The organism is Bradyrhizobium sp. LjRoot220, from assembly GCF_964252915.1.
Classification (GTDB): domain Bacteria; phylum Pseudomonadota; class Alphaproteobacteria; order Rhizobiales; family Xanthobacteraceae; genus Bradyrhizobium.
Genome location: NZ_CAXUPS020000001.1, coordinates 928,872 through 952,623, shown reverse-complemented (window position 1 = coordinate 952,623; position 23,752 = coordinate 928,872). Strand labels below are relative to the sequence as shown.

Genomic DNA, 23,752 nt, shown 5'->3' with positions numbered 1-23,752 from the left:
TCTCAAAAATTCACGGTTGCGCCGCCGGCGACGACCCAGGCGTCGCCGGACATGAACGGCACTAACGGCGCGAAGGCCGGCGGTCCCGGATTCTCGTTCTCCCGAATCCAGACCCGCTCGACCCTGCCATTGATGTTGATCTTGTTGGTGACATTGTAGTTGGCGACTCCACCTGCCGCCCAGCGGGTCTTCGCCGGGACGAAGCTGAACGTCGCAGCAGCATAGCCATCGTGGTCGCGATAGAGATAACCCACGGTGGGGCCGACGGTGAAGCCGTTGGCAAACCTGTAGTTCAATCCGGCATTGACCCTATACAGGTTGCTGTTGGAATTGAATCCTTCCTGAATCAAGGCCAACCCGCCAGGATCAAGAATCTCATTCTTGTCGGTATGGGTCCAGAAACCATCGCTGTAGATCGACCACCTTTGATCAAAGGCATAAGATGCACTGCCGGAAATCGTCGTGCGCGGCCCGACCCTGTACTTGTCATAGCCTAGTATGCCGAACTGGCCGGATTGCGAGGTGCCGTCCCAGGAATAGGACCCGGAGCTCTGCAGCGAGAGCGGCCCATTGGAATATCCAAGCGCGGCGGTCACCGTTGCCTCGTCGCCGTTCTTGACACTGATGGTATCGGTGGTCAGGCCGGTAATCAGGTTGAGAGATTCCTTGTTGAACGAGTTGCGCTGGGTATAGCCACCCGACAGGGTAAAAATCAGCGTCTGCGACAGCGGAATATTGACGCCCGCGGTCGGTCCGAAATTCCAGCCTTCGCCGTAGGTGCCCTGGTCGACGAGATCGCCGTCCATGCGCGCGAAGCGCGAGTTGCCGTAAAGCGCGGACTTCCCGGTCGGGGCGTTGATCAGCATCGCGACAAAGGGCTGGAAGCCGGTGAAGCCATTGTAAGTGACGGTGCCCGAGAATTGCGAATCGACCGGCGTATCAACCGAGCCGCGCTCGCCGGATGTTGATTGCGACGACGAGACAAAGCCACCCCGCAGCACGAATTCGAGTTTCCAATTGGGGTTGGGATTGCCTGTCAACGACAGCGACATCGGCGTGTAAAGCTGCGTACCGTGACCGGTGCCGGTCAGCGGTGCCGCATTGGTGGGAAAGCCTCGGGTGTTCTGCCAGCTGAAATAGCGGACTTCGGTGTTGTAGCTGATGTTCCACGCCTGATCGATCGATTGCGCGACGGCCTTGACCGGCACATCGGCTGCAAGCGCCTGGCCCGCACCACCTCCGCACGCAGCCGCCACCACCGCTGCACCGGCAATTAATCGTCGCATAAAATTTCCCCGCCGCCCAACTTCCAGAACGCATTTCACAGCATTACGGGAAACTTTCAAAGTCAGTAATGCTCGCCAAACAGGGCTGGCCTGTGGGGAATGATGCACCGGTTACGGAGGAGCCGCGGCTGGTCTGCTATTTTCCAATATACTTCAGACCGATATAGGGGCCGCTGGCGCCGAAGTTGGTGTTGTTACCGTTGCGGATCGTCGAACCGGAAGAAGGCGAACCGGAAAAGTAGTTTGAGGGCAGCTTGGTCTGTTGGCCAGCGAGATTTGGCGCGCCGTTTTTCATCGTGTATGAAGGCCGCTGGCCAAGCCCGCCCTGACTTTCGGCGAGCGCACCACCTGATGCGGCCAAGTAGGCACCCAACACCAAGACAAAGCCAACTACGGCAATTTGCTTCATGAACATGTTAGATATCCCCTTTGTGACATCCACTCGAAAGTAAGCATTCTGAGGCTGCGACAGCCTGTATTCAGCAAGATATACCCTTCCAGTGCGAAACCGCGCAGACTGGTCGCCGTACCGCCCCTCGTGGCGGTTTTACCGGACAAACACCGAATGGTAGGCGCAGGGAAGAGGTCCGCCAACCGCCGCATCCCAGTCCTGGCGGTCAATCGATTGACGTGCACTAGCCAGAGAAACTCGCTAGCCTGCATGCTGCTCACCACTTGTATAGTACGACAGGTTTAGCGCTGGTGCCGTTGCGGATCCTCGAACCGGAAATAACGTTTGAGGGCGGTTGGGCCTGCGGACGGGCAGGATTTAGCGTGCCGTTATTGACTGTCTGCGAGGGGCGCTGGCCAAGCCCACCCTGACCTGCGGCGAGCGCGTCGTCTGAGGCGGCCATGTAGCCGCCCAACACCAAGACAGCACCAAATACGGAAATTTGTTTAATGATCATGCTAGATATCTCCTTTGTGACATCCACTTGAAAGTAAGCATTCAGCTTTAACGTCCAGTCCCCCGTTTCCACGAAGCCCCCTTCTAGAGCAAAAGGCAAAGTCCCGAAAACAGCAACAAGCCCAGGACAATTCGTTTGAAGGCTGATTCGTTGATCCGTCCGAACAGGACGATACCCACAGCAGTTCCGGCAGCCAGGGCGGGCAGAGCAATGCCGAAGTCGACCAAAACCTTCAACGAGAGGCTGTGGTGCGAAAGCATGAGAGCGAGAGCAAAAAGTTGCATGACCCCGATGTAGGGCTGAACCAGGCCGCGCTGCTGAGTTTTCGGGAAACCATGGATGTCGCACCAGATCGCAGGAAGTGCGCCGGGCATCGCTGTCAACCCGCCGACCAACCCGCCGCCAAACCCGACCAGCGCGTTCCTGCCCTGGCTCTGCATCTGACGCGCGTAGGCAGGCGCTGGCCGGAACAGGGCATATGTCGCGTAAAGGACCACGAGAGCTCCAAACCCCAGTCTGAAGGTCCTGGTATCCACGTTCTGCAGGAGATAGATCGCGATCGGAATGCCCAATAGTCCGCCACCGATGAAAACGAGGCTGGTTTTCCATTGCATGCTCTTGCGTAGCGCAAACAGATTGGCCGCTTGTACGGTGATGCTGCAAGCCATCATCAATGGCACGGCTTCCATGGGCGGATAGACGTGTAGCAGGATAGCGCCGGCAACCGCCGAGAACGCAAAGCCGGAAAGGCCGGAAACGAACGCGCCCGCAAAAACCGCCGCGCTCAGCACCAGATAAACCGCTATGTCTGACATGGCATCGCTTCCTGAAAAATGATGAACGCCGTCAATAGCCGGACGGCGTGGGGTCATCCGAACTCACTCGAGTGACAGCAGCCAATCCATCTAGTCGCCGTCGATCGCCGTTGTTGCCGTTTGGATGGGTCGGATACTCGGCGCGTGATGCAGCATGTATCCTCCGACGACGTGAAAAATGCCGAAGCCAGCGAGGACAGCGATTGTCCACGCCTTGAAAGGTGGCGATGGTCGCCGGGCGAGGGAGCTATCGGTAATTGCCATATCCAAATTACTTTCTTGTATGCGTTCGAAGAAAGCTGCTCGTCTTGATCGCCCCCGTCGGTGGCACGCTCCTGCTCCAACTGCCGATTCAAGATCGGCTGCTGTTCAAGCGCGTCCAGTCGGGATGAAAGATATCGCTGGGTTGATTCGCGAACGATACGGCAGATGTCGTATTTCGTCGTCAGGGGTTAATGTCGAAACACTTTCTACAATCATAGATTGTATCGACGCAGGAGCGAGCGCCGCGACACGATCTCAACCGTGGCCGGTGATCCGCAAGCTGGGGCAGCTACACATCAATTCAGCAACCGCTATTGACCTTGCGGTCAACACAGGCTGCAATGATCGCTTCGTGCAATTCCTCGCCGGTGATCGGCTTGTGCAGAATACGATGACCGCTGGCGGTGGCTTCCTTGATGCGCGACGGCGAGGTATCGCCGGTCACGATAACGGCAGGGACCGAGCGGCCGACATAGGCGCAAAGAGCCTCGATTGCGTCGAGGCCCGTTGCACCATCTCCGAGGCGGTAGTCGGCGATGATCAGATCGACCGGTGCATCGCCGGCGGCGAGCGCCGCTGCATGAATCTGTTGCACCTCGGCGGCAGATCGGCCGGCATAGACCCGGTGCCCCTGCAGCGTCAGCAACTGCACCATGACATCGAGAACATCCCGTTCGTCTTCCACCACCATGATGCTGACGGCGATGCCCGCCGGTGATGTCCTGTTATCGGGCAGCGAAGTTTCCACCGCGCTGGCTTTCGGAACCGTAACGGAAAACATCGAACCGCGGCCGGTGACGGAGACCAATTTCAGCGGATGTTGCAGCAGTGCGGCGGTGCGGCGAACGATGGCGAGACCGAGGCCAAGGCCTTGCGCACGATCCCTCGCCGGGTTCTGCAATTGCACGAATTCCTCGAAGACCATTGCTTGCTGATCTGCGGGGATGCCGGGGCCGGTGTCCCATACCTGGATCTCCACCGACGCGCCGCGCCGGCGGCAGCCGAGCAGAACGCCGCCGGATCTCGTGTATCGAAAGGCGTTCGACAGCAGATTGTCCAACACCCGTTTCAGCATCATGGGATCGCTGTCCACCAGCAGACGGCTTTCAACAACACGCCAATCAAGGCCGCGATCTTTCGCCACTGCAGCGAATTCGTTGCTGAGATGGTCGAAAAGCTGGAACAGATTCACCGTCTCCCTCGCAACGGTAACGACGCCGGCATCAAGCCGGGAGATGTCGAGCAGTCCATTCAGAAGCGCGCTGAGGTTTCCGACAATGGATTTTGCCTTGCCGGCCAGGTCGCGTGCATCGCCGGACTGGACAGCGCCGCGCTGACCCAGCATCGCGAGCGTAGCGATCAGCAGACTCAAGGCATGGATCGGCTGGCGCAGATCATGACTGGCGGCCGCAAGGAAACGCGTTTTCGCACGATCGGCCGCTTGCGCGCGGTCGCGTTCTTCCTGCAGGTGGCCGACCAGCTCGACATTTTCCAGGCGCAACCTGATGGTCTCACGCAGCATGCGGTGCGTCGTGCGGCAGTAGTAGAAATTGATGGCCACAAGCCCCGTAAGCAGGGCGAGATATGCGCCGGAGGTATCACCTCCATTGATAAAGGAGCGCGCCATGACCGGCAGCACCGTTGCGATGATCGAGCCGACGAGAGCCGGCGGAAAGGCCGAGAGCGACGGAACTGTGCCGCAGACCAGACCGGTCAAGGCAACAGCGGTGAATAAAAAAGGAACGGGCTGTTCAGGAACGAACCCAACCCAGCCGAGCAATCCCCACAGCAGGCCCGACACGCAGGAAAAAGAAGCCGCGAGCCACGCCCATCGCAACACGGACGCTGGTTCTCGATTCCGGCTGAAGAACCGGCGCGCCGCCAGGACGCGTATGGCGGTGAGCAGATACAGCGCACCGAGCCATCCGACCAACCAGCTCGCCGGTACGGTGTTCCTCAGGACGTACGCCGCCGCCAGGGAGATCAGGACGTTGGAGGCCACCACGCCATAGGAATTGCGATACAAGAGCTCGACGAGTGCCTCGCGTATCCTCTCTTCTTGCATCTTTTCTTGCATCGAAACCTCTCCCCGCGCCGATGGGTGCGGCGGCTTCGTTCGCCGTTGCTGTTGCGCTAGCCCGCTGAAAGGCCGAGACGAATGGCGTAGGCTGTCAATTCGGCACCACTGTGCAGATCAAGCTTCCGCATCAGATTCTCGCGATGTTTCCGGGCGGTAAGCGGGCTGATGCCGAGACGGTTGGCGATGTCGCGGCTGGTGGCACCATGCGGGATCATCCCCAGGATTTGCCGCTCGCGCCTTGTAAGCGTGACCGGAGATATGACCGCAGCGCTGGGCTCCGGGGTCTGGTTCGGACCGTCATGCTGGTCCACCGCAAAGCGAACCTCCTCCGCCGCATAGGTATTGCCTTTTCTGATGGCATCGATTGCGGCGATGAGTTCGGATGGATCGCCGCCCTTGGTCAAATAGCCGTTTGCGCCTGCGGAAAAAGCGGCCCGAACCGAACGTGGCTCAACATTGGCGGTGAGGACAAGAACCCGCAGCTCCGGCCATTCCGTTCTCAGGTTAGCTATGAACTGAAACCCACTGACACCCGGCATGCCGAGATCGAGTATGAGAAGATCGGCGGAGCCTTCGTTCAGCAACCGGTGAACGGCTTCACCGTCGGCCGCTTCTCCACTGACTGTAAGCTCGTCCACGGTCGACAGAAGCTGTTTGAGACCTTCCCGAATGAAGGCATGATCGTCAGCTATGATCGTTCGCACGAGTCCACACCTTTATCGCCCGGCCTGCAACGGTATTAGGATATCAACCAACTCCAATCAAGGATTTGGAGCCACAAACCATTTGCCAGATGAGCTTGATGCGAAATACACCAACTGCCGTATTTTTACTCGTGGTCGCCCAAGGTAATTTTGTGCTGGTTGTCTGAATGCGCCGTCGCGTGTTGCGCGGCTGGCGCCGAGTGGACGCTGACCCTGGTCGATCCACCGGCGGATTTGAATCTTTATGCGACAGCTGACACCCGCGTTCTGATTTTCCGTGAGCGGGCCCGTGACCACCTCGACACCGGTTATCACCTCGATAAACGAAACAGACCGCCGCCTTCGTTTGAGGGGAGCACAATCGCGCAGATCAGCGTAGTACGCTGCGCTGCGCCCAAGTGACCCAATGCACGCCAAATTGCGACATCACTCGCCTGCGCACGCCTCCAAACCAGATCGGTACTGCATTTGGTACTGCACGCTTCGTTCGACTGCCGCTAAGTGCTGACGATACTTCGCTTTTCTGAAAAGTCGGTCCAATCCATCATGGGTGCCACGGAAAAGCGATAGTCTTGATATTTCAACAGTTTATCTTACTCTCTCAATGGGATGAACAGCGAACGTGTGCACTCCAAACTAGACGAAATTGCACACGTTTGTACCCCTTTTGACCTCTCGGTGCACACATAGTGCACACGAAAGCCGGAGTGCACACGCGTGGCAACCTTTACTCAATTGGTTTCCGGAAACTGGCGCGTCCAGGTCCGCCGCAAGACCCGTTATGTGGCCGAGACGTTCCGGCGGCGCAAGGACGGCGAAGAATGGGCGCTCGAGATGGAGCGCAACATCGACCGCAAAGGATCGTCCAAACCACGCGCGGCGCGCAACGTTCGCACGTTTGGCGATCTGATCGACTTGCACGATGAAGACATGCACGAGGTTGGAAAGCCCCCTCGCCGGTCAAAAGCTGCCGTGATGGCATCGCTCAAGACTGCGCTCGGCAGCGTGAAGCTTCCCGCGCTCAATCGAGAACGGCTGATCGAGTTCGGAAGGAAGCGCGCCAAGGAAGGCGCTGGCCCCGCAACGTTGGCCATCGACTTATCTTTCATCCGGACAATCATAACTCATGCCGCCGCGGTGCACGGTATCGAGGTTTCGGCCGAGGAAGCCCGCCTCGCGCGCGTCGCGTTAAGTCACCTCAACTTGGTGGGAAAAAGCAATGAGCGTGACCGACGACCTACACAGGACGAACTCGACGAACTAATCGAATACTTTGAGACGAACCGTCGGCAATTCATACCGATGGGACGGATCGTCAGATACGCCGTGGCGACGACTTTGCGCCAAGAAGAAATATGCAAACCCGAGTGGCAGCTGGTCGATATGAAGAAGCGATTGGTGGTCATCAAAGACAGGAAGGATCCGAGGAATAAGGAAGGTAATGACCAGAAAGTACCGCTGCTGAACCTAACAGGTTATGACGCATGGGAGGTCGTGCTTCAGCAACGGATAGTGACACGCGGTTATGGCAGGATTTTCCCGCATAATCACAAATCGGTCAGTGCTGCATTCACGAGAGCATGCGATGAGCTCAAGATCGACGACCTGCATTTTCACGACCTACGCCACGAGGGAACAAGCCGTCTGTTCGAGGCTGGACTTCCAATCGAAAAGGTAGCGCTGGTGACAGGCCACAAGGATTGGCGACAGCTCCAGCGCTACACAAATCTCAAGGTTGAAGATCTTCTCAAACTGCAATACGCGCAGCAGCCAACGATGGAAGAATTCATGGAGACGTTAGCTGCATCTTAGCGGACCTCCGAGCGCGGGGCGGCCAACCGCGGAAAGAGGCACCCGCAGGAGGGTCAGCATAGCGCCGACGCGGTACGCGGCGGGACCCGGGACCGAGTGCCGTCGCGAGACCGGTTAACAAGGCACCCGAGCGAAGGGCAGTGATAGCGACGCCGGCATGAAATGAGGGCGGGCCCGAGATCGAGCGCCTCCGGCGAGCGACACCGAATAGCGCAAGGGATCGAAGCCGGACGGCCAAGACGCGAAGCGGCTCGATTCACGAGAGCCCGTTCCGCGGCCAGCGGATGCGCCCCCTCCCCACGTTAGCTATACCGACTACTAGACCAAGTTCACGCATCCTGAAATTTTCCGATCATACTTGCTAGAGCCCCTAGCGGAACATTCGTGAAACGGGCCGCTAGAAACTGTAACGCCTTCCTATAGTGAGATTTTCGATCCGAGAGCCGTCTCTGAGCGCTTGAAGAAGCAACTCTGCTATGACGACGACAGTAACCAAGGCCGAATCCACACCTAAGTGCCCAGAAAAACGAATACAGCTCTTCGGCCGAAGGTTCCGCGACTGCAATCGGCTTTCCTAGCTCGGCCATCGTGTTCAGATAGATTTGCATGAGTCCTAGACGGGTTTGAAATCCGCTTTCTGAGATTTCAATCAAGCCGTAATCATCCAGTAGTTGGGCAACCTCAAAGCATGCTGGGCGCACACCCGAAGACTCCAGGTCCAACATAAAAAGTCCGTTCGACGTTACTAGCCAGTTATCCGGGTGAGCATCCTTTTTCGGCAATAACGGCACTGACAATTGCAACGCAGAATTAGCGACCGCGCATAATTGTGTGGAACGATCTTTACTCAATTTCATGATCGCTGCCACACCCGAGATTTCCCTCGCTGCGTCGCCCATACTCATTTGGCGATCGTTCCTTTGCAATTCCCACGCATGATAAGTTGCGAGAAATCTTACTGCGATCCCAAGGGTCTCAAGTACGGCCTGATCCTGCCCATCAATGACCAGGTCTAGTAGCGCTTGCGAGAGGGTTTGACCGTCAACGCATTCCATCGCATAGATGCATGTATCGGCATCAACGTTCTTCAAAGTGATTGGGGTCGGTAGTGCATATTTCTCACCGACCCCCAAGCTTTTTAAGTACAGGCTAAACTCTGTCGTAGCGGCGACCTCTCGCCTTGCGTTAGAAATGGAGGTTGGCTTAAGAACGATCGAACCACTGATAAGTCTGTGTTGATCGCTAAGCACGAAGACGCCGGTACGACCACCTATCACTTGTCTAACAAACTCGGTGTTCTCTATTATCAATTCGACCGCCCTCTTTTTTAACTCTATAGAAAGATGTCGAGCGTCCATCGAGCCGCACTGTAGAGCCGCACTTACCCTTTGAATGGCCGCTGGTGCTAATTCACCATCAACTATCCTAGCCAGCTGAAGCAGCGGCCACGGCCACTTCGGATCCAGATCGTGGGCGCTAAGGCAGCTCGTAACCGCTTCCTCCAAACACTCCGATGAACCCTCGAGTTGGTATAGTAAAAGTAGGGCCGCGCCACAGATGCTCAATGCCTCCCTAGTCGCCTTGTAAGAAATTAGCGCGGTCCTTTTAAGCTCTAATGCTTTGCGCAAATGAAACGGTTCTCGTAGATATCGACCAAGCCGAAAGTGCGCGTCGCCCATGAGGCCAAAGACCTCTGGGGACGTTCTTCCTATTTTCTGAGCAGTTTCGAAATGTCGCAACGCCCGCCGCGCCAACGTTGCGCCGCCAACGATAGCCTGCAAGCGTAAGTAAGCTTCACCAAGACAACAATGCGCAACAGTCACACTAAAGTTTTTGCTCGATTTGCTATTTCTCGCCAAAACCACGCTTTTTCTAGTCCACTCTATCGACTCTCGAAATCGGTCTTGAGCTGAGGTCACGTCACCGTCGCGTAGCACTTCCTTGCCTATATCCAGTGCCAGACGGCCTATCGTTGACAACTTCATCGGGGACGCTTGATTTGGGTCCGCCTCCAGGACTCGCAGGTTTTGCCGTAGTGCAAGCTCCTTAAAATGGGATCCAAGCGCGAGGGACAGTTGTGCTGCATGCGCGCTGAGCGTTACAGATGACTTCGTATTCAGATTCGGTTGCTGTGAAGCTGCGTCAAGCGCTTTTGCGATTCTCTGAACCAGCTGAGAGATGTGAGTATCAGGTGGCGCATCAAGCAGTTTTTGAGCTGCATGAAACAACGGCAAAACGGCCGAGTGGGCCTGTGTTCCGTGCGAGAGGATACTTTCGCAGTTTTCTTTTATACTATTAGTATCATCGGAGATGACTGCAATTCTGAGCAAGCACTCAGCAATGTTAAGTCCGATTTGCTTTTCTAATTTCTCACGAAGAAATCGACTTCGAAGGGTCCTCGCTACCTCCATCGCGCGGCCAAGGGTCGCCAAGGCTTCATCTGGCGAGACCGCCTTTTGCATATAGGATTTGGACAATAGCGCTTGGACATACGTCGAGACATTAGGATTGTTGTGCTTGGAAATTAGTCCAAAATCACGAAGTGCATTTTCTAGATTGGTCGCTCGTCGCTCCCTTCGAAATTGATACTTCCCGAAAAACGCACAGCCTCGATAGGAGAGGAAAACATCGTCCGCTATGTCGTTGTCATACGGAATTCCCAAAGCTCTCGTAGCCGAGTCAATGATCACATCCAGCGTCGTGAGCGTTTCGTCAGAGTTTTGGTCGCGACGAATAGTTGGTAAAAGTATCCTCAGACTATTTTCGTAACCGCGACGATCACGGACTTCAGGAGGCGCGTGCTCTGGTTCGTCAATACCCATTCCGGGTCCTTTTTCGTCACATCGGGCGCGCAAAACTTAAGGAGAAAACTGCGTACGCGCTGGGCGCTATCGCGGCCCCATCAGATCGGCCACGCGAAAATTAGTCTTGCCCCACTTGGGGTGCCAAGTTTTATCGAGATTTTCCCAATATTCTCCGTTCTGTGCGTAAATCACATTCACAACGACAGGGCCGATACGGTACATCCAAATAAAAATCACATGCCCGCCCGGCAGAGTTATCGCTTGAGCAGGCAGTATTCCAACCGTTCCATCGCCCTTGCCGAACTGCAGATAAACTTCGCGGTGAAAACGGTTCGCCATGATCGCTTCCGCAAAAGGCTCGATTGGAATCGGCAATCCGCCGGCTGCTTCACAAATCATTCCGCCGAATAGCTTCAAGAAGAAGAGGTGAACGTTCAGCATCTCTTTCTGCGCATTGTACTTGAAGATCTTATCGCCACGGACCCTTCCGCCGATATGTAGCGGCATGGAACGAAATCGCAGCCACATCGACATATGCTCCCAAGCGCGGTCATGAGGCTGAGTACGCGCACTATTGCAGTCTTGGCAGATCAACGCAGGGGCCTTCAGGAGCCTGGCGTTGAGGCTTTGAACAAGCTGATTGGGTTGCTGAAGATCGCTATAATAGAATGGGAGTCCGCGGCCAAACTTGCCGAAGATCGATCGCAGGTCGCTGTGCTTGATCCTATGCTCGCGCGTTGTCGCCGCGTTCTTCTTGCAAATCCAGCATAGCGTTACATTGTCGGACACGGGTTATTGTCCTAAGCTTTGTTATCCGGCACCAACCAGAGTGCGCGATACGCTTCTCGCTCCGGCGCGGAATCCAGCTAATTCGCGTCCGACCGACAGTATGGCGGTCGTTTGGCAATAATGCTTCAACCTTAGCCGCCCGACCGCGGTTCGACCATAGATTGCAGCAAATAAATGAGAGGGGCGCTGACACAAATCGAGCGACCATGCCTATTTTGGGCCGTGCGTCGATCTTACTACTCGCCTACCATCGGCCAAAATCGAGATCGCGGGGGAAACCCTGAGTGTAGAACTGCTCAAAGTCGGGCAAACCTTCACTGGTAATCCCGAGCCAAGCCCCCGCCAGGGGGAAGGTGTAGAGACTAGACGAGCAGCACCTAAAGCAGATTGCCAAGTGAAGGGATAGTCCAGACCACGAACGCCAGATGGCGGCGGCGAAAGCCGAAGTGGTACGAAAATCCGTAGGGCCGCAAGGCCCGTGCCGGTTCGCGTCCGGCCGCCCGCACCAATCCCTTCGTAGCCAGCGCTGTGCTGGCTTTAGTTGGTAACCCACTGCTCGATGATATCCCCGACTTTACTGCAGCGTCATTTCCGCTTGCATTATGATGTGTTTATTCGCATCGCGAGTCCAAACCGTTCTTACGTCAGGACCCAATGTCTTTTCGACAAAAGCCTTTATCTCCTTGAATCGTTGCGCATTATGCGACTTGTGCCCCACATTCGAAAAAAGAATTGTGTGGGGGCGTACGGTTCGAAGAAATTTCTCTAGATCGTTCCGACCTTTCAGCGCTTCTTCTTGCGGCAACCAAAGATGGTGAGGCCATTTGAGGGTTCCTGCGCGCAGTTCGGCTGGCCCTAGGTCTGACGCAACGACTTTTGCAAAGCCGGCCGCGTCTAAATCATCACACAAGAGCCAGTGCATTCCCCGGTGACCGAGACGAACGACGAGCCCGCCCTCATTAGGCGAACGCGCGTGTGCGATATGATGAATTTCGATCTGAGTGTCAGAAATGCTTTTGAGCGTCCAGCTCTCTATACTGCCGTCATCAGACGTCCTTCTCCGGTTCGCTTGAAACAATGGGTCCACGTTAGCTTTCACATAGTGAGTGACCCCCGGAAGACCTGGCTCCTTAACGTGCGCTGGTGTTATCCCGGGAAATAACGGAGCCAAGTTATCTACAGCTTTCCCGTCGCTCATGGAACGCCCCACCAGCATCTCCTGAATCTCAAACCCTCCTTTTACAATTTCTCGGACTCCACCAATATGGTCCGCATGCGAATGCGTAATTACTAGTCTCAAGGGGGGCTTTTTTGTGGGGTAACGACGGCCAAGGAACGCCGACAGTTTTGTCAGCGTATTCTTACCGATTCCCGTATCAATCATCAAAAACGTTCCGTCTGGCAGACGGGCGACTAGGGCGTCTCCTTTCGTGTCCAGGTTCAGCGTTGTGAAGTCCAATCCGCCGGCCGACGACAGTTTTCGACTAAAATGCTTAAGCTGGGCATCTAGCGAATTAGCATCAGCAGCAAAAGCGTTCACCGAAGCTCGGCGAACCACATCGTCATAACGGGCGTACGAAACTCCAATGCTTTTAAGAATCTCTTCAGCAGCACTATTCGACGTCATAAGCGGTGAATTTTGAAAGTTGTCGGCAATAAATTTCGGCGTGATTGAGTTCACTGCGACGCGCCGGCGCTCGACCTTATCCGCACTAAGCGCTTTAACGAAACAAGCCCATCCCCCGCGGACCGATACACTGACAAACCCAGTATCAAAAAATCCCGCAGAATAGCCGCCGAGTTCGCGCATCAACTTTACGGTCGCATCCAACCTCTCCTTAGATACAGCGGCGAGCCTTACGTTTTGGGCTTGCACCATTTCTGCAAACGCCGGAGGCATACGCGACGATAGGGAGTCGTCGTTGCATTGCTGACTTATGACCCAAGGCAACTCCGGTTGACCAGAGGTCCACACATCCTCGCTGCCGGTGCTGAAAGCTGCTTGATATATTGCCTTTTCGAATGGCAATTTTTCTTTGTCTCGAAATTGATAAAACCGCGCTAGCGCGATGGGTGATGACAACGCAGCGACACGGCTGAATGAACTCAGCAAGCCTACTTCACGAGGCTCATGCTCATATGAGTTCGCAAATTGCAGAGTCTTCAGAGAATCAGCCGCTAGCTCCAGCTCAGATTTGTCGAGGGCTTTACCGCGGATCAGGGTCAGCCATTCCAGCCGATCTGATTTGCTTGGGTCTCCCTGGTCAATTTTGAAATCCTCCAGGACCAGGCGATCAAGCCGATCAGATACTGGCATCTTTACACCTTTTGCGGAAATCATTGCGCCTGAGCTGCTACCTCCAAACTCTCCCCATTCCATTTCTTGGCGTAAACTTTCAATTCGCGCCAGCCTACTACGAGGCAAATCAGGAACTTTTAGAAGGAGGACGCGAATTGCGTCGAATGCTTTCGATGCTTCCACCAGGCTGCTGTTACTCATCCAGGCTTTATATGTCGCCTCTACTTCGGAAGCGACTTGCCCCGCAATCGTCAAACCGGAAACAACCAGTCGATAAGAAAATCTAGGATCCTTAGAAGCAATATTCACCTCACTTGCAGAGGAACTGCCGGAAATGAGCAACCAAGGGTCCGCTCCCCCCACAGCCAAGCTAAGCGATCGTTCGCCCAGCAACTTCTCTCCATCGTATTGGAATACTTTCGCATCACCACTCACGCCGGTAAGGACAGTTTGCGAATCTGGCGGCTGGCGCCCCTCATCAATGCAATAGGCTGGCATTTTGAACCCAGTCTTCTGCGCGTTTGGCGGCAACGCAATCGCCGGCAAAGAAACCGCCCCAACGTAACCGCTTCCTGATGAACTACTCAAAGGGTTATTGCTTGAGCCGCCTACTCCTCCACCTCCACCTGCTGCTGATCCACCTGCTCCTGCTCCTGCTCCTCCACCTCCACCTCCACCTCCACCTCCAGCAATGAAATACACACCTACTGGAAAACGCATCTTCTGCATGAGATCGTTTGCAAAAGCATGCTCGGAGGAAACCGCGAGAAGTATTAGCCACAAAAACAACAGAACGGGTCGCGAGAGCAACATACCGAAGTATTTAATTTCGCTCATCATGACGGTCCTGCTTTGACCACCGGCAACTACCTAAACCGGTACGACGCAAAAAACAAAAACAGATGCATAGCATACCGCCACCATTCACTTCAACCAAAAGAAGTCAACAATTCGCTATACAACCGGGCGTACCATTGAATTGTCCCCGCGTGCACCGCGGTCTGCAGCACAGCAAACATTTCCAAAGCGAATCTCCCCCTAAAGTTTGATCTTCGCGGACATCTTCGGGAATTTCGCATCGAACTACCGTTGATTCCGCCGCATTCTCGGCTGCACGCTTGGCTTGCTGTTCCGACTCGGGATATACTTATTGGTTAGCACGTCAACCGGTCGTCCGAATGCGGGGCGCCCCTGCGCGGGAATTTGCTCGCAAACATGAGCTCGATGCCAGGAATGACCAGGGAGGCATGATGTTCGCAGATGTAAAAGGACCGTCTTTCATTTTGTGGCCTGTTGGCTGCGGCGACAGCACGACCATTGTTATCAGCGAGTCCGAGGTGCTCCAGCTTGATTTAAACGACAAAGTCATGGCGGAGGACGACGACAACGAGCACATCCCGTTGGTTGATGAGCTGGTGGAAAAACTTCCCCAGCGAGACGGAAAACCTTACCTGTCGTGCTTCGTGCTCACTCACCCTGATCAGGACCACTGCCGTGGCTTTGCAGATCTGCTCAAGAGAGTTGTTATCGGGGAGATATGGCATAGCCCGCACATCTTCCGGGAATACGAAGATGAAAAGGTGCTGTGCGACGATGCGGAGGCATTCCGCAAGGAAGCTCACCGTCGTTCAGCAAAAACCATTAAGATCGGCGGCGACCCTGGTTCTGGAAATCGTGTAAGAGTTATCGGGTACAGCTCCTTGTTCGAGCCTGGCGAAAAGTATCACAATCTCCCTGAGCAGTTTCACACCCGCCCCGGCTCTCCGATCACCACGCTTGACGGCGCAGAAGTCAGCGACCGATTCCACGCCTTCATCCACGGACCCTTCAAGGAGGGTGAAGCCGATGCCCGCAACGAGACCAGCGTGACGATGCGGGTTATTATTGGCTCTGATGATCGCCCGATGTACGGGCTCTTCCTGGGGGACGTCTCCTACCCGACCCTGATGCAAACCTTCCAGCAGACGCACTATCACAACAATGATCCCATGTTGAATTGGAACGTCTTGCTTGCGCCGCATCACTGCTCGAAGAAAGTCATGTACGAGGACGATGTGCTTCAGCAGGACGCGATGGACGAACTTGAGGCGCCTCAGCTCGACATCGGCTACATCGTTGCAAGCTCGCCCGAATTCCCGGCGTCGAATTCGTCTGGCGACAATCCACCGCACATTAAGGCAAGAAACCGCTACGAAGAGATTGTCAACACGGCCTTCTTGTGTACCGGCGAATACAGCACATCCGAGAATTTGCGGCCGATTATCTTCACCGTGAACGAAAACGGCGTCTTCCTCGACGATGACGATTACGCGGTCTCTGATAGTGCGCGGGAAACGTTGGCGGCTGCCGTGGCGGCAGCTCGCGGACGTGCGGCGCCCCCAACTGCCAAAGTTGGTTTCGGTCGCGAATGAAATCCGAAGGGCAGGCTTGGGCGCTCGAGCAACTTGCCGACATTGCTAAAGCCGCCATTGGAGCGCTCGAGATTGTCGAGATTGTCGAACCGACTGATGAAGGCGGAGCAGTTTCCGTCTCGTTTTCGCTTGACTGCTCCGGCTACGAGCGTAAGCCGGCTGGAATTCCGCTCAAGGCGCGGGAGCGCTTGCTCCTTAAGATTCCCTCGAATTTTCCGCTCGAATTGCCGCGCTTGAACTTCTCGCACACGCGCTATCGCGACTGCTCACACGTGCAATGGGGCAGTTATATTTGCCTTTATCAGTCGACCGACATCGAGTGGCAGCCGGAAGACGGTCTTTTCGGCTTCATGCAGCGCGTCGATGACTGGCTTCGGGCCGCTGCCGTAAATGAGTTAGATCCGGCAGGTATGCCGCTGCACCCGCCCGTCACGTATGCAGTCAGCCGTCTGAAAGTGGTCCCCACGCAAAATACACCTGTGCCGAATGCTCACTTCTGGGCCGGCTATGCCAAGATCACGCGCGAGAACGACAACCGCATCGAGCTTGGCCAATGGATACCTTACTCGGGCCCTGTCCCGGACGGCCGGTTGGCTGCTGTGGTGCTTTTGCCGACGGGGATGCCGCACGAATATCCCGACACTGTCGCAGGACTCCTAAAGGAGCTTACCGCACGTAACGTATCCATCGAAATCATTCGCCTGATGATACAGCTCGGCGTGCTCAGAAGTGAAAGCGGCAAGCCGCTCATCTTCGTTCTAGGCGCCGCTATGCGAGGCATTGTGGGTGGCGAACGCCTGCAACACTTAGCTTGCTGGCGGATCGACGCGAAGCGCGTGGACGAAATGCGCGCGGCTATCAGGGCGTCTACGGACGATAATCCGATTGATATAGCCGATTTCTATGTTTGGGCCGACAAGGCCACAATCGAATGGTGCAACGTCTTTGAGGACCGACCCGAGATTGTTACGAGACGGGACGCTGAAAGCGCATCAGCATGGTGGGCAGGCCGCCACGTCGTCATTTTCGGTTGCGGAGCGATCGGTAGCGCGGTCGCCATGCTGCTTGCCCGGTCAGGCGTCGGCAAGCTTCAGCTATATGATAAGAATTGGGTCAAGCCAGGCATTTTGGTCAGGCAGCTGTTTGACCGGCACCAGATTGGCGCCAACAAGGCGGAGGCAACCGCCGAAAACGTCCGTTTTGCGAACCCCGCTGTTGAGGCCCTTCAGTCAACCGCGGATGTCGTCAAGATACTGGAAATTCCTGAACGGCGTGCAGACGTCCTGGCAGCCGATGTGATTATCAACGCCACCGCGTCGACAATGGTCGCGACTGCGCTGGAGAGGCAATTCAGATCGTGGCCAAAAACTCACCCGCCAATCGTCTCCATGGCACTCGGACACAACGCTGACCAAGCATTGATGACGATGGCCGTGCAGGCTGTCCCCGGCATCACGCTCGACATTGATCGTCGCAGCAAAATCGCCATATCCAATTTAGCCCACGGAAAGCATGTCCTTGATGAGTTCTGGCCGGTAAGTCCCGACCGGACGCGTCTATTTCAGCCGGAACCTGGATGCTCCAGTCCCACTTTTCGCGGTTCTGCCGCTGACGTTATGGCGCTCACGGCGCGGATGACAAACGTTGCAAGCAGATGGCTGGCAGAGCCATCGCCTGCCGTTTCGCGCGCTCGATCCTTCGACCTGACAGGGCAGCGCACAGGTGCTCTCCGCGAGTTCGAGTTCGATTGGCCAAGCGACATTATTCTGCGAGACGGCCTCAACGGTTATCAGGTCCGCGTAAGCCAAGCGGCCCTTTCCGGAATGCGCTCTTGGATGCGCAGATCAGAACGGGTTAATGGTCGGCGCGTGGAGACAGGCGGAATCCTGTTTGGTCATACGGATGAATTCCTAAAAATCATGTGGGTTGATGAAATCAGCGGGCCGCCCGCGGACAGTATTCAGTCTGCCGCCGAGTTTGTCTGCGGCACGGCGGGTGTCGCTGACATGAATGCGGAAAAGATCAAGAGAACCAGGAAATCTGTCGCGTTTGTCGGAATGTGGCATACGCATCCGGGAGGAATGCCGCTTCCCAGCGAGACTGACTACGGCGCGATGGCGAAACTCCTCACGGGTAACGAATTTCAGGCGAAGCGTTTTTTGATGATGATCATCGGGGCCGACACGTCGCTGCCCATTATTTCGGGGACCGTCTTTGAGCGAGCCGATTACCAGCAGTAGGCCGCAGCCGAGGGGGCCGTTTATCGGGCTTGCATTGTCCGGAGGCGGAGCACGCGCAATGGCGTTCCATCTGGGATGTTTGCGCGCGCTCCACGACAGAGGCCTCCTGAACAAAGTGAAGGTACTCTCCACTGTCTCGGGTGGCAGTGTTATTGGTGCGTGTTACGCTTACAGTTCAGATGACTTCCCTACATTTGATAAGAAGCTTTTCAAACTGCTCCAAAAGGGCATCCAACGGATGATCCTAAAGGAGGTGCTGATGAGCACTCAATTAGTGAAGATTACCCTCACGTTACTCGTAAGTGGGCTGCCGACAGCCGCGCTGTGGTGCCTTTCGTCAATCCTAGGATTGCTGCGAGCCCTCACCGGCATTCCGACGCGACGTGTCGAGCGAGGTCTTACAGCTTTGCGGCAATCCCTCCCCGTCTGGGGCAGTCTCACAACTGCGTTCGAGCAGGCTTTGACCAAACTCTTTGGATCGACGACCGTCCGGGAAGTTGCGCGCACTGGATTGCACGTGGTCATAAACGCCTGTGATTTGAAGACAGGCACGGCGTTCCGTTTCGGCTCGCAAAGGTCGGGAGGTTGGCGTTATGGGCAGATCGTTGGAGCCTCTCCAACGGTCGCGAAGGCAGTGGCTGCCTCGGCTGCCTTCCCGATCATACTGCCTCCCTTGATTGAAACCTTCCAGTTCACCAAATCTGGCCGCACTAAAACGCAGACCGTCGTCCTAACCGATGGCGGGGTGTTTGATAACTTGGGCGTGTCCGTCCTGGAGCCGGGTAGAGATGGCGACATCACTGACACGTACCCGGTGACACACATCATCAGCCTCAATGCGGGACCAGGCCAACTCGATGGAGGCGATCATCCATTCTGGTGGGGCAGCCGCGTTGTAAAGTCCTTTGAAGCTGTGCATCGCAAATCACAAGACCAAGTCTACTCTCGTCTCCATCGTTATGTGGAAACCGGAGAACTGGAAGGCTTTGGAATGGTCTACCTGGGCCAGCAAGACCACCGGCTGCCCCATCGCCCTGCCGACCTTGTCACTCGCGAGGACGTGCGCCAGTACCCGACCGACTTTTCAGCAATGTCCATACGGGACCTTGAACTTTTGACAAAGAGAGGGGAGCAACTCACAGCCATCATCATCGATCGCTATATGCCGCACCTCTGTTTCGCTACGCTTAAATGACGCGCAGCACAGCCAAGCTATTGGCAGAAATGTCAGACGAAGGGCGCTTTGAGCGCCTCGCGACTGCGGTTCTGCGTGAGGCAGAGGAGCGATACTCGTCGCTCGTTCATTCCGGCGTGAACGTTGAGGGCAAGACGATCAAAGCGCCTCTGGATGGAATCACATTTGTTCCGGGCGCGCAGCCAACTCACCTTGTCGCTGTTCATCACACAACGACAAAAGCGTCAGACCTTAAATCCAAATGGCTGCACGATCCGGCAACCGTAAAGCCGCGTCGCGGGGCTCGACTGACGGCTCCGGCTGGCGATCTCGTCAAAACCGCGAACATAGTTGCTGAGGAACGCGTTCGTAATCCCAAACTTGACGCGACACTGGTATTAACGACCAACCATGAGCCTTCGGTCGAACTTGTCCGCGATCTTCACGACGCGGCAAAGAAACATGCCATCACAATAGATCTTTGGCCACGGTCGCGGCTCGCGCATTTTCTTGACAAGCCACAGGGGCAATGGCTGCGCTACGCTTTCCTTGGTATTGAGTCCGAGCACGTGTCGCGCGAGCTCCTGACCAAGCTGTCCCGCGACAGCGCACGGAATTTCAAACCCGCAGACGATAACAGTGACGCCTGGGTCGGCCGCTCTCTTGACGGTATCCTGGAGGATGCGCGGAACGACATCGTCTTTGTTGTCGCGGACTCTGGCTTTGGAAAGTCCGTCGCTTGTTATAAGAAACTGGTAAAACATATCGATCGGGGCGGTTATGGACTCTTTCTTCCGCACGAGATTCTAGAAACAGCGCTTAATCTTGATCAAGCGGTTGGTCTTGCCTTGCAGCAACTTCATCCGCAGCTGGCCCCGAATGCCGGAGACGAGGCGCGCGCCTTGTGTGAGGGTGCGCAGTCGCTGCTAATTGTCGTTGAGGACATCAATCGATCTGGACGGGCAGCTCAGCTTCTGGAACGGCTCGCGAGCTGGAGCGGGCCCATCGGAACGAGAACGGAAGTATCTGGTGCCCCTACCTCGTGGCAAGTCCTGTGTCCCGTTTGGCCTGAGGTGCTTCTTTCGCTCAAGGATCAGACCCGCAAGCGCGTTGACGGCCTTTCCGTCACCTGCGCCCCCTTGACGACTGAGGAGAGCCGGCAGGCCGTGCAACGCCGGGCCGCGCTTGATGGCCGCATCATCAGCGACATGGAAGCCGACGCAGTCTCTAACGCGCTCGGACATGATCCACTGCTAATTGCGCTTCGTGCCCCGAGCCAAACGTTCGATGCGCACCACGTTCTGGAGGACTTTATTACCTCAAGCTTGTCCCGCGCGGCCTCTGCACATCCGGAATTTACGGCGCCGGACTACCACTCATGCCTGTTAGCCCTATCCGAGGGGATGCTGACGCGGCGAGTCTTGGAACCGGGTTGGAATGAAATAACGGCATGGTTCGGACTCTCGGGCACGGTGACGAACATCCTTCGCGGGTTACTCAAGCACGGCGAGGTTGTTCGCCTGGCCACTAGCGCTCCTGATGCGCGATTGCGGTTTCGTCACGACCGCGTGAGGGGGTCTCTCTTGAGTTCTGGACTCGCCGCGATGATGCGTGGTGGAACGCTCGACGAGCCCCTCCTGTCCGACCCTTTTTTTGCTGAAATCATTGGCGGCGCGCTGACAGATCCAAGCGTTCTCCTGCCTTTTGTTGAGAAGCTAACGAGCGTCAATCCGCTTGCGCTATTTTATGCTCTTCGCCGCATTGGAAGCTCGAATGCCACGAACTACTCTGCGATATTAAAGGCGATCAACTCTTGGCTCGATCGAAAGGAAGCACACGACAGTGCTCACCAGCACCTTCGATGGCAAGCACTTTGGGTACTAGCGCAGACAGAATCTCCCGACGTCGTCGCGTTGACCAAGCGGTTTCGGGAGCGCGGCTGGAACGCTTGGTTTGCCCGGATGCGCAATGGCGATGTCCTAGGAGGTGTCGAACTGTGCGAAGCAATCGAGCCGGGATCGTCCGCGACGTGGCGGGATGTACAGATTGATCATGCTAAGATGCGATATGGGAAGAATCTGACCTTCCAGGTGGCAGGGCTTTTAGAACGAGCCGACCTTGCGGCTCGGTCACGAGCTGGCACGCTTCGGCTTGCCGGTCACATTGCTGATTCAGATTTATCAACCGCAATTGCCACTAGCTGGAGCGTGGACGCAGATCGACAAAGCCATCTTGAGGACTATCTATGGGCCGGAGCGCAATGTTGCGGCTACGACCCAGAAAGGCTTCTTGGACCGGTCTGTGATGCCTGGGCAGCCTTACCCTCGAACGATGAAGGACGCCGCCCGTCCCCCCGAGACGAATTGGCCGCCCATAACGTCAAATTCGCGTTTCGGAGATGGCCTCCCGTGCATGCTCTGAGGTATTTGATTCAGCGCGCGGAAGGAGCCGAATTGAATTGGCCGATCCAGTATCTGTTGGATGAGGTTGACCACCCGGACGCGGTCGAGTTTGTTGCCCGCGCTATGGCAGAAACGGCCTTGCGCGCAGAAGGCTCAGGCGGTTTTTCTGCGTTTTCGATGATGGACCGGTGGGGTCGTGATCGCCGTGGTGATGTCGGACCAATGTCTGCCGCGTCCAAGTCCCGACTGTTCGCTCTGTGGGCAGCGCCAGAGGCGGATAAGCACTTATGCGAGCAGGCCTTTGGCCTCTGGGCGGCATCGGAACTGGAAGGAGACTTAGAGATCCTTCGCTCCATAAATCACGAAGACAGGCTGTTCGATAAAGCTTTGTTTCAGCGGCTAAAGCGTGGTGACCATCAAGCTATCCCCGATTTACTAAAGAAGCTTAAGATTGGACGAGAAGAATTTTGGTGGCAGGCCGGCCGGTATCTCTGGTCAGATGAATTGACTGAGGCTCTCGATGAGTCGTTTGTGCGCCGCGAAAAGAAGGCCCTGCGCCGATGGGATAAACCGTGGAGTAATGCGGATTGGATGACGTCCGAGTGTTTGCTGCGGCTTCCAATAGACGTGGCTGAAGGGCTGTTAGTAAAACACTGGGACCATTTACGCTATGTCCCGAATTTCGTGCAAGCGGCGCTTTATACGGCGACTCCAAAACTCCAGTCGCTCGTTGCAACGACGATGTCGGAATGCCCTGTGCCGAAGGATTTGATGATGTACATTGATTCCCATTTTAACCTGCAAGGGCGCGTCGGTTCAGGTGTGACCCGCTTGGCGCAGGTTGAATCTCTGATCCCATACTTCAGCTTGTTCAGCGAACTTTCTATCGATCATTTTTGGAGCCATTGTAACAAACAGGGTTGGTTCGAGTTTCGACGAAAGCATCTAGATCCGCTCCTGTCCCATCCACGACATTCCGAACTGCTAGGAGGAGACGGCACGATTAAGGCTCTCGACGATTTCCTTAAGGAGAAGCGGCAACACTGGATGGATCATTGGCTCGACGATTGTATTAAAGCGGGCACGAACCTTGACCAAATTATGGGAGAGCTCTCGACTTGGCTGACTTCGAAAGCCTCGGTCGGCGCGCTGCGGGTGGTGTCGACCGCATTGGTACACGTTGGCCGCCGAAGCGATCTTCCGATTTTATGCAGCGTCGCAATCGAGCCGAGTGCTCAGGCTGATGCAATCATCCTGGATACTACCTTCGCGGTCATGCGTCGTACGCTTCATTAGGACCTGCCTCCTATGCGATACCCAAAAGCGGTATGACTTTCGGCCTTTTGGGGAATGGTCGTTCCGGAGTGTTTGGCTAAACTGACTCTACCGCTCTGCCGGCACTCACCGGCACAGGAAACGTTTTTGTCTCCCGACCGGTCTGCCGCAAGCGGCATCATCAACGGCAGAATACCATGGCTGCCAAGTCATCCTCGAAAGCCAAGAAGCCTATCCACGAAGCCTTCGTCGTCACCGGCGAAGGCGGAGCGCGTTCTGGACCAAAATCGGTGGAGTTTGGCTCACCATTTTCGTCCACCCAATACCCTACGCGTTGGCGGCAATTCGCGCTTCAACCTGTCGCGCGCCTCACACAGACCATCGATTTTATCGAGCATCCGTTGCAGTAAGGCTTCGGCCGATGCCGTGGATACGCCTGCCCTTTGGAGCTGAAGCATTTCCTTGCGCTGACGGCTTACTTGGACGCGC

15 protein-coding genes are annotated in these 23,752 nt (G+C 55.8%); 6 read left to right on the top strand and 9 right to left on the bottom strand.

Going from position 1 to position 23,752, the window contains the following annotated elements; genetic code table 11:
* Positions 1-2: 2 nt before the first annotated feature.
* The 6 genes from ACSQ84_RS03870 to ACSQ84_RS03845 form a co-directional block, all read right to left on the bottom strand.
* Positions 3-1,286, bottom strand: coding sequence for a hypothetical protein (locus ACSQ84_RS03870; RefSeq protein WP_436210308.1), 1,284 nt, complete (start codon positions 1,284-1,286; stop codon positions 3-5).
* Positions 1,287-1,422: 136 nt separating this feature from the next.
* Positions 1,423-1,701: a hypothetical protein gene (locus ACSQ84_RS03865; RefSeq protein ID WP_436210307.1), complete on the bottom strand. Its 279-nt coding sequence runs from the start codon at positions 1,699-1,701 to the stop codon at positions 1,423-1,425.
* 253 nt (positions 1,702-1,954) lie between these two features.
* Entirely contained in the window at positions 1,955-2,194 is a 240-nt protein-coding gene (locus ACSQ84_RS03860; RefSeq protein WP_436210306.1) for a hypothetical protein, read from the bottom strand.
* An 83-nt stretch (positions 2,195-2,277) separates the two neighbouring features.
* The gene (locus ACSQ84_RS03855) at positions 2,278-3,009 is read right to left on the bottom strand and encodes a sulfite exporter TauE/SafE family protein (RefSeq protein ID WP_436211169.1); all 732 of its coding nucleotides are present in this window, start codon (positions 3,007-3,009) and stop codon (positions 2,278-2,280) included.
* A gap of 565 nt (positions 3,010-3,574) precedes the next feature.
* Positions 3,575-5,350, bottom strand: a complete 1,776-nt coding sequence (locus ACSQ84_RS03850) for a hybrid sensor histidine kinase/response regulator (RefSeq protein ID WP_436210305.1) — start codon at positions 5,348-5,350, stop codon at positions 3,575-3,577.
* A gap of 56 nt (positions 5,351-5,406) precedes the next feature.
* Positions 5,407-6,057 (bottom strand): response regulator, encoded by a 651-nt coding sequence (locus ACSQ84_RS03845; RefSeq protein WP_436210304.1) that lies wholly within the window; start codon positions 6,055-6,057, stop codon positions 5,407-5,409.
* A 717-nt stretch (positions 6,058-6,774) separates the two neighbouring features.
* On the opposite strand from ACSQ84_RS03845, the gene ACSQ84_RS03840 reads away from it, so the two are divergent.
* Positions 6,775-7,869 (top strand): site-specific integrase, encoded by a 1,095-nt coding sequence (locus tag ACSQ84_RS03840; RefSeq protein ID WP_436210303.1) that lies wholly within the window; start codon positions 6,775-6,777, stop codon positions 7,867-7,869.
* A 329-nt stretch (positions 7,870-8,198) separates the two neighbouring features.
* Here ACSQ84_RS03840 and ACSQ84_RS03835 read toward each other — a convergent pair whose 3' ends face one another.
* From ACSQ84_RS03835 to ACSQ84_RS03825, 3 genes are all read right to left on the bottom strand, one after another.
* Positions 8,199-10,691, bottom strand: a complete 2,493-nt coding sequence (locus tag ACSQ84_RS03835) for a phosphotransferase (RefSeq protein WP_436210302.1) — start codon at positions 10,689-10,691, stop codon at positions 8,199-8,201.
* Between the two features lie 66 nt (positions 10,692-10,757).
* Positions 10,758-11,462, bottom strand: a complete 705-nt coding sequence (locus ACSQ84_RS03830) for a hypothetical protein (RefSeq protein WP_436210301.1) — start codon at positions 11,460-11,462, stop codon at positions 10,758-10,760.
* Between the two features lie 574 nt (positions 11,463-12,036).
* Positions 12,037-14,601, bottom strand: coding sequence for an MBL fold metallo-hydrolase (locus ACSQ84_RS03825; RefSeq protein WP_436210300.1), 2,565 nt, complete (start codon positions 14,599-14,601; stop codon positions 12,037-12,039).
* A 410-nt stretch (positions 14,602-15,011) separates the two neighbouring features.
* Here ACSQ84_RS03825 and ACSQ84_RS03820 point away from each other — a divergent pair, with 410 nt between their 5' ends.
* The 5 genes from ACSQ84_RS03820 (at position 15,012) to ACSQ84_RS03800 (ending at position 23,673) form a co-directional block, all read left to right on the top strand.
* On the top strand, positions 15,012-16,172 hold the full coding sequence (locus ACSQ84_RS03820; RefSeq protein ID WP_436210299.1) for a hypothetical protein: 1,161 nt from the start codon (positions 15,012-15,014) through the stop codon (positions 16,170-16,172).
* Complete coding sequence (locus tag ACSQ84_RS03815; protein WP_436210298.1) at positions 16,169-18,412, top strand: ThiF family adenylyltransferase; 2,244 nt, start codon at positions 16,169-16,171, stop codon at positions 18,410-18,412. The genes ACSQ84_RS03820 and ACSQ84_RS03815 overlap by 4 nt, the downstream gene beginning before the upstream one ends.
* Positions 18,387-19,607 (top strand): patatin-like phospholipase family protein, encoded by a 1,221-nt coding sequence (locus tag ACSQ84_RS03810; RefSeq protein ID WP_436210297.1) that lies wholly within the window; start codon positions 18,387-18,389, stop codon positions 19,605-19,607. Before ACSQ84_RS03815 ends, ACSQ84_RS03810 begins: the two co-directional genes overlap by 26 nt.
* Positions 19,604-23,284: a hypothetical protein gene (locus ACSQ84_RS03805; RefSeq protein ID WP_436210296.1), complete on the top strand. Its 3,681-nt coding sequence runs from the start codon at positions 19,604-19,606 to the stop codon at positions 23,282-23,284. Before ACSQ84_RS03810 ends, ACSQ84_RS03805 begins: the two co-directional genes overlap by 4 nt.
* Before the next feature lie 176 nt (positions 23,285-23,460).
* Complete coding sequence (locus ACSQ84_RS03800) at positions 23,461-23,673, top strand: hypothetical protein (RefSeq protein ID WP_436210295.1); 213 nt, start codon at positions 23,461-23,463, stop codon at positions 23,671-23,673.
* Positions 23,674-23,752 lie beyond the last annotated feature (79 nt).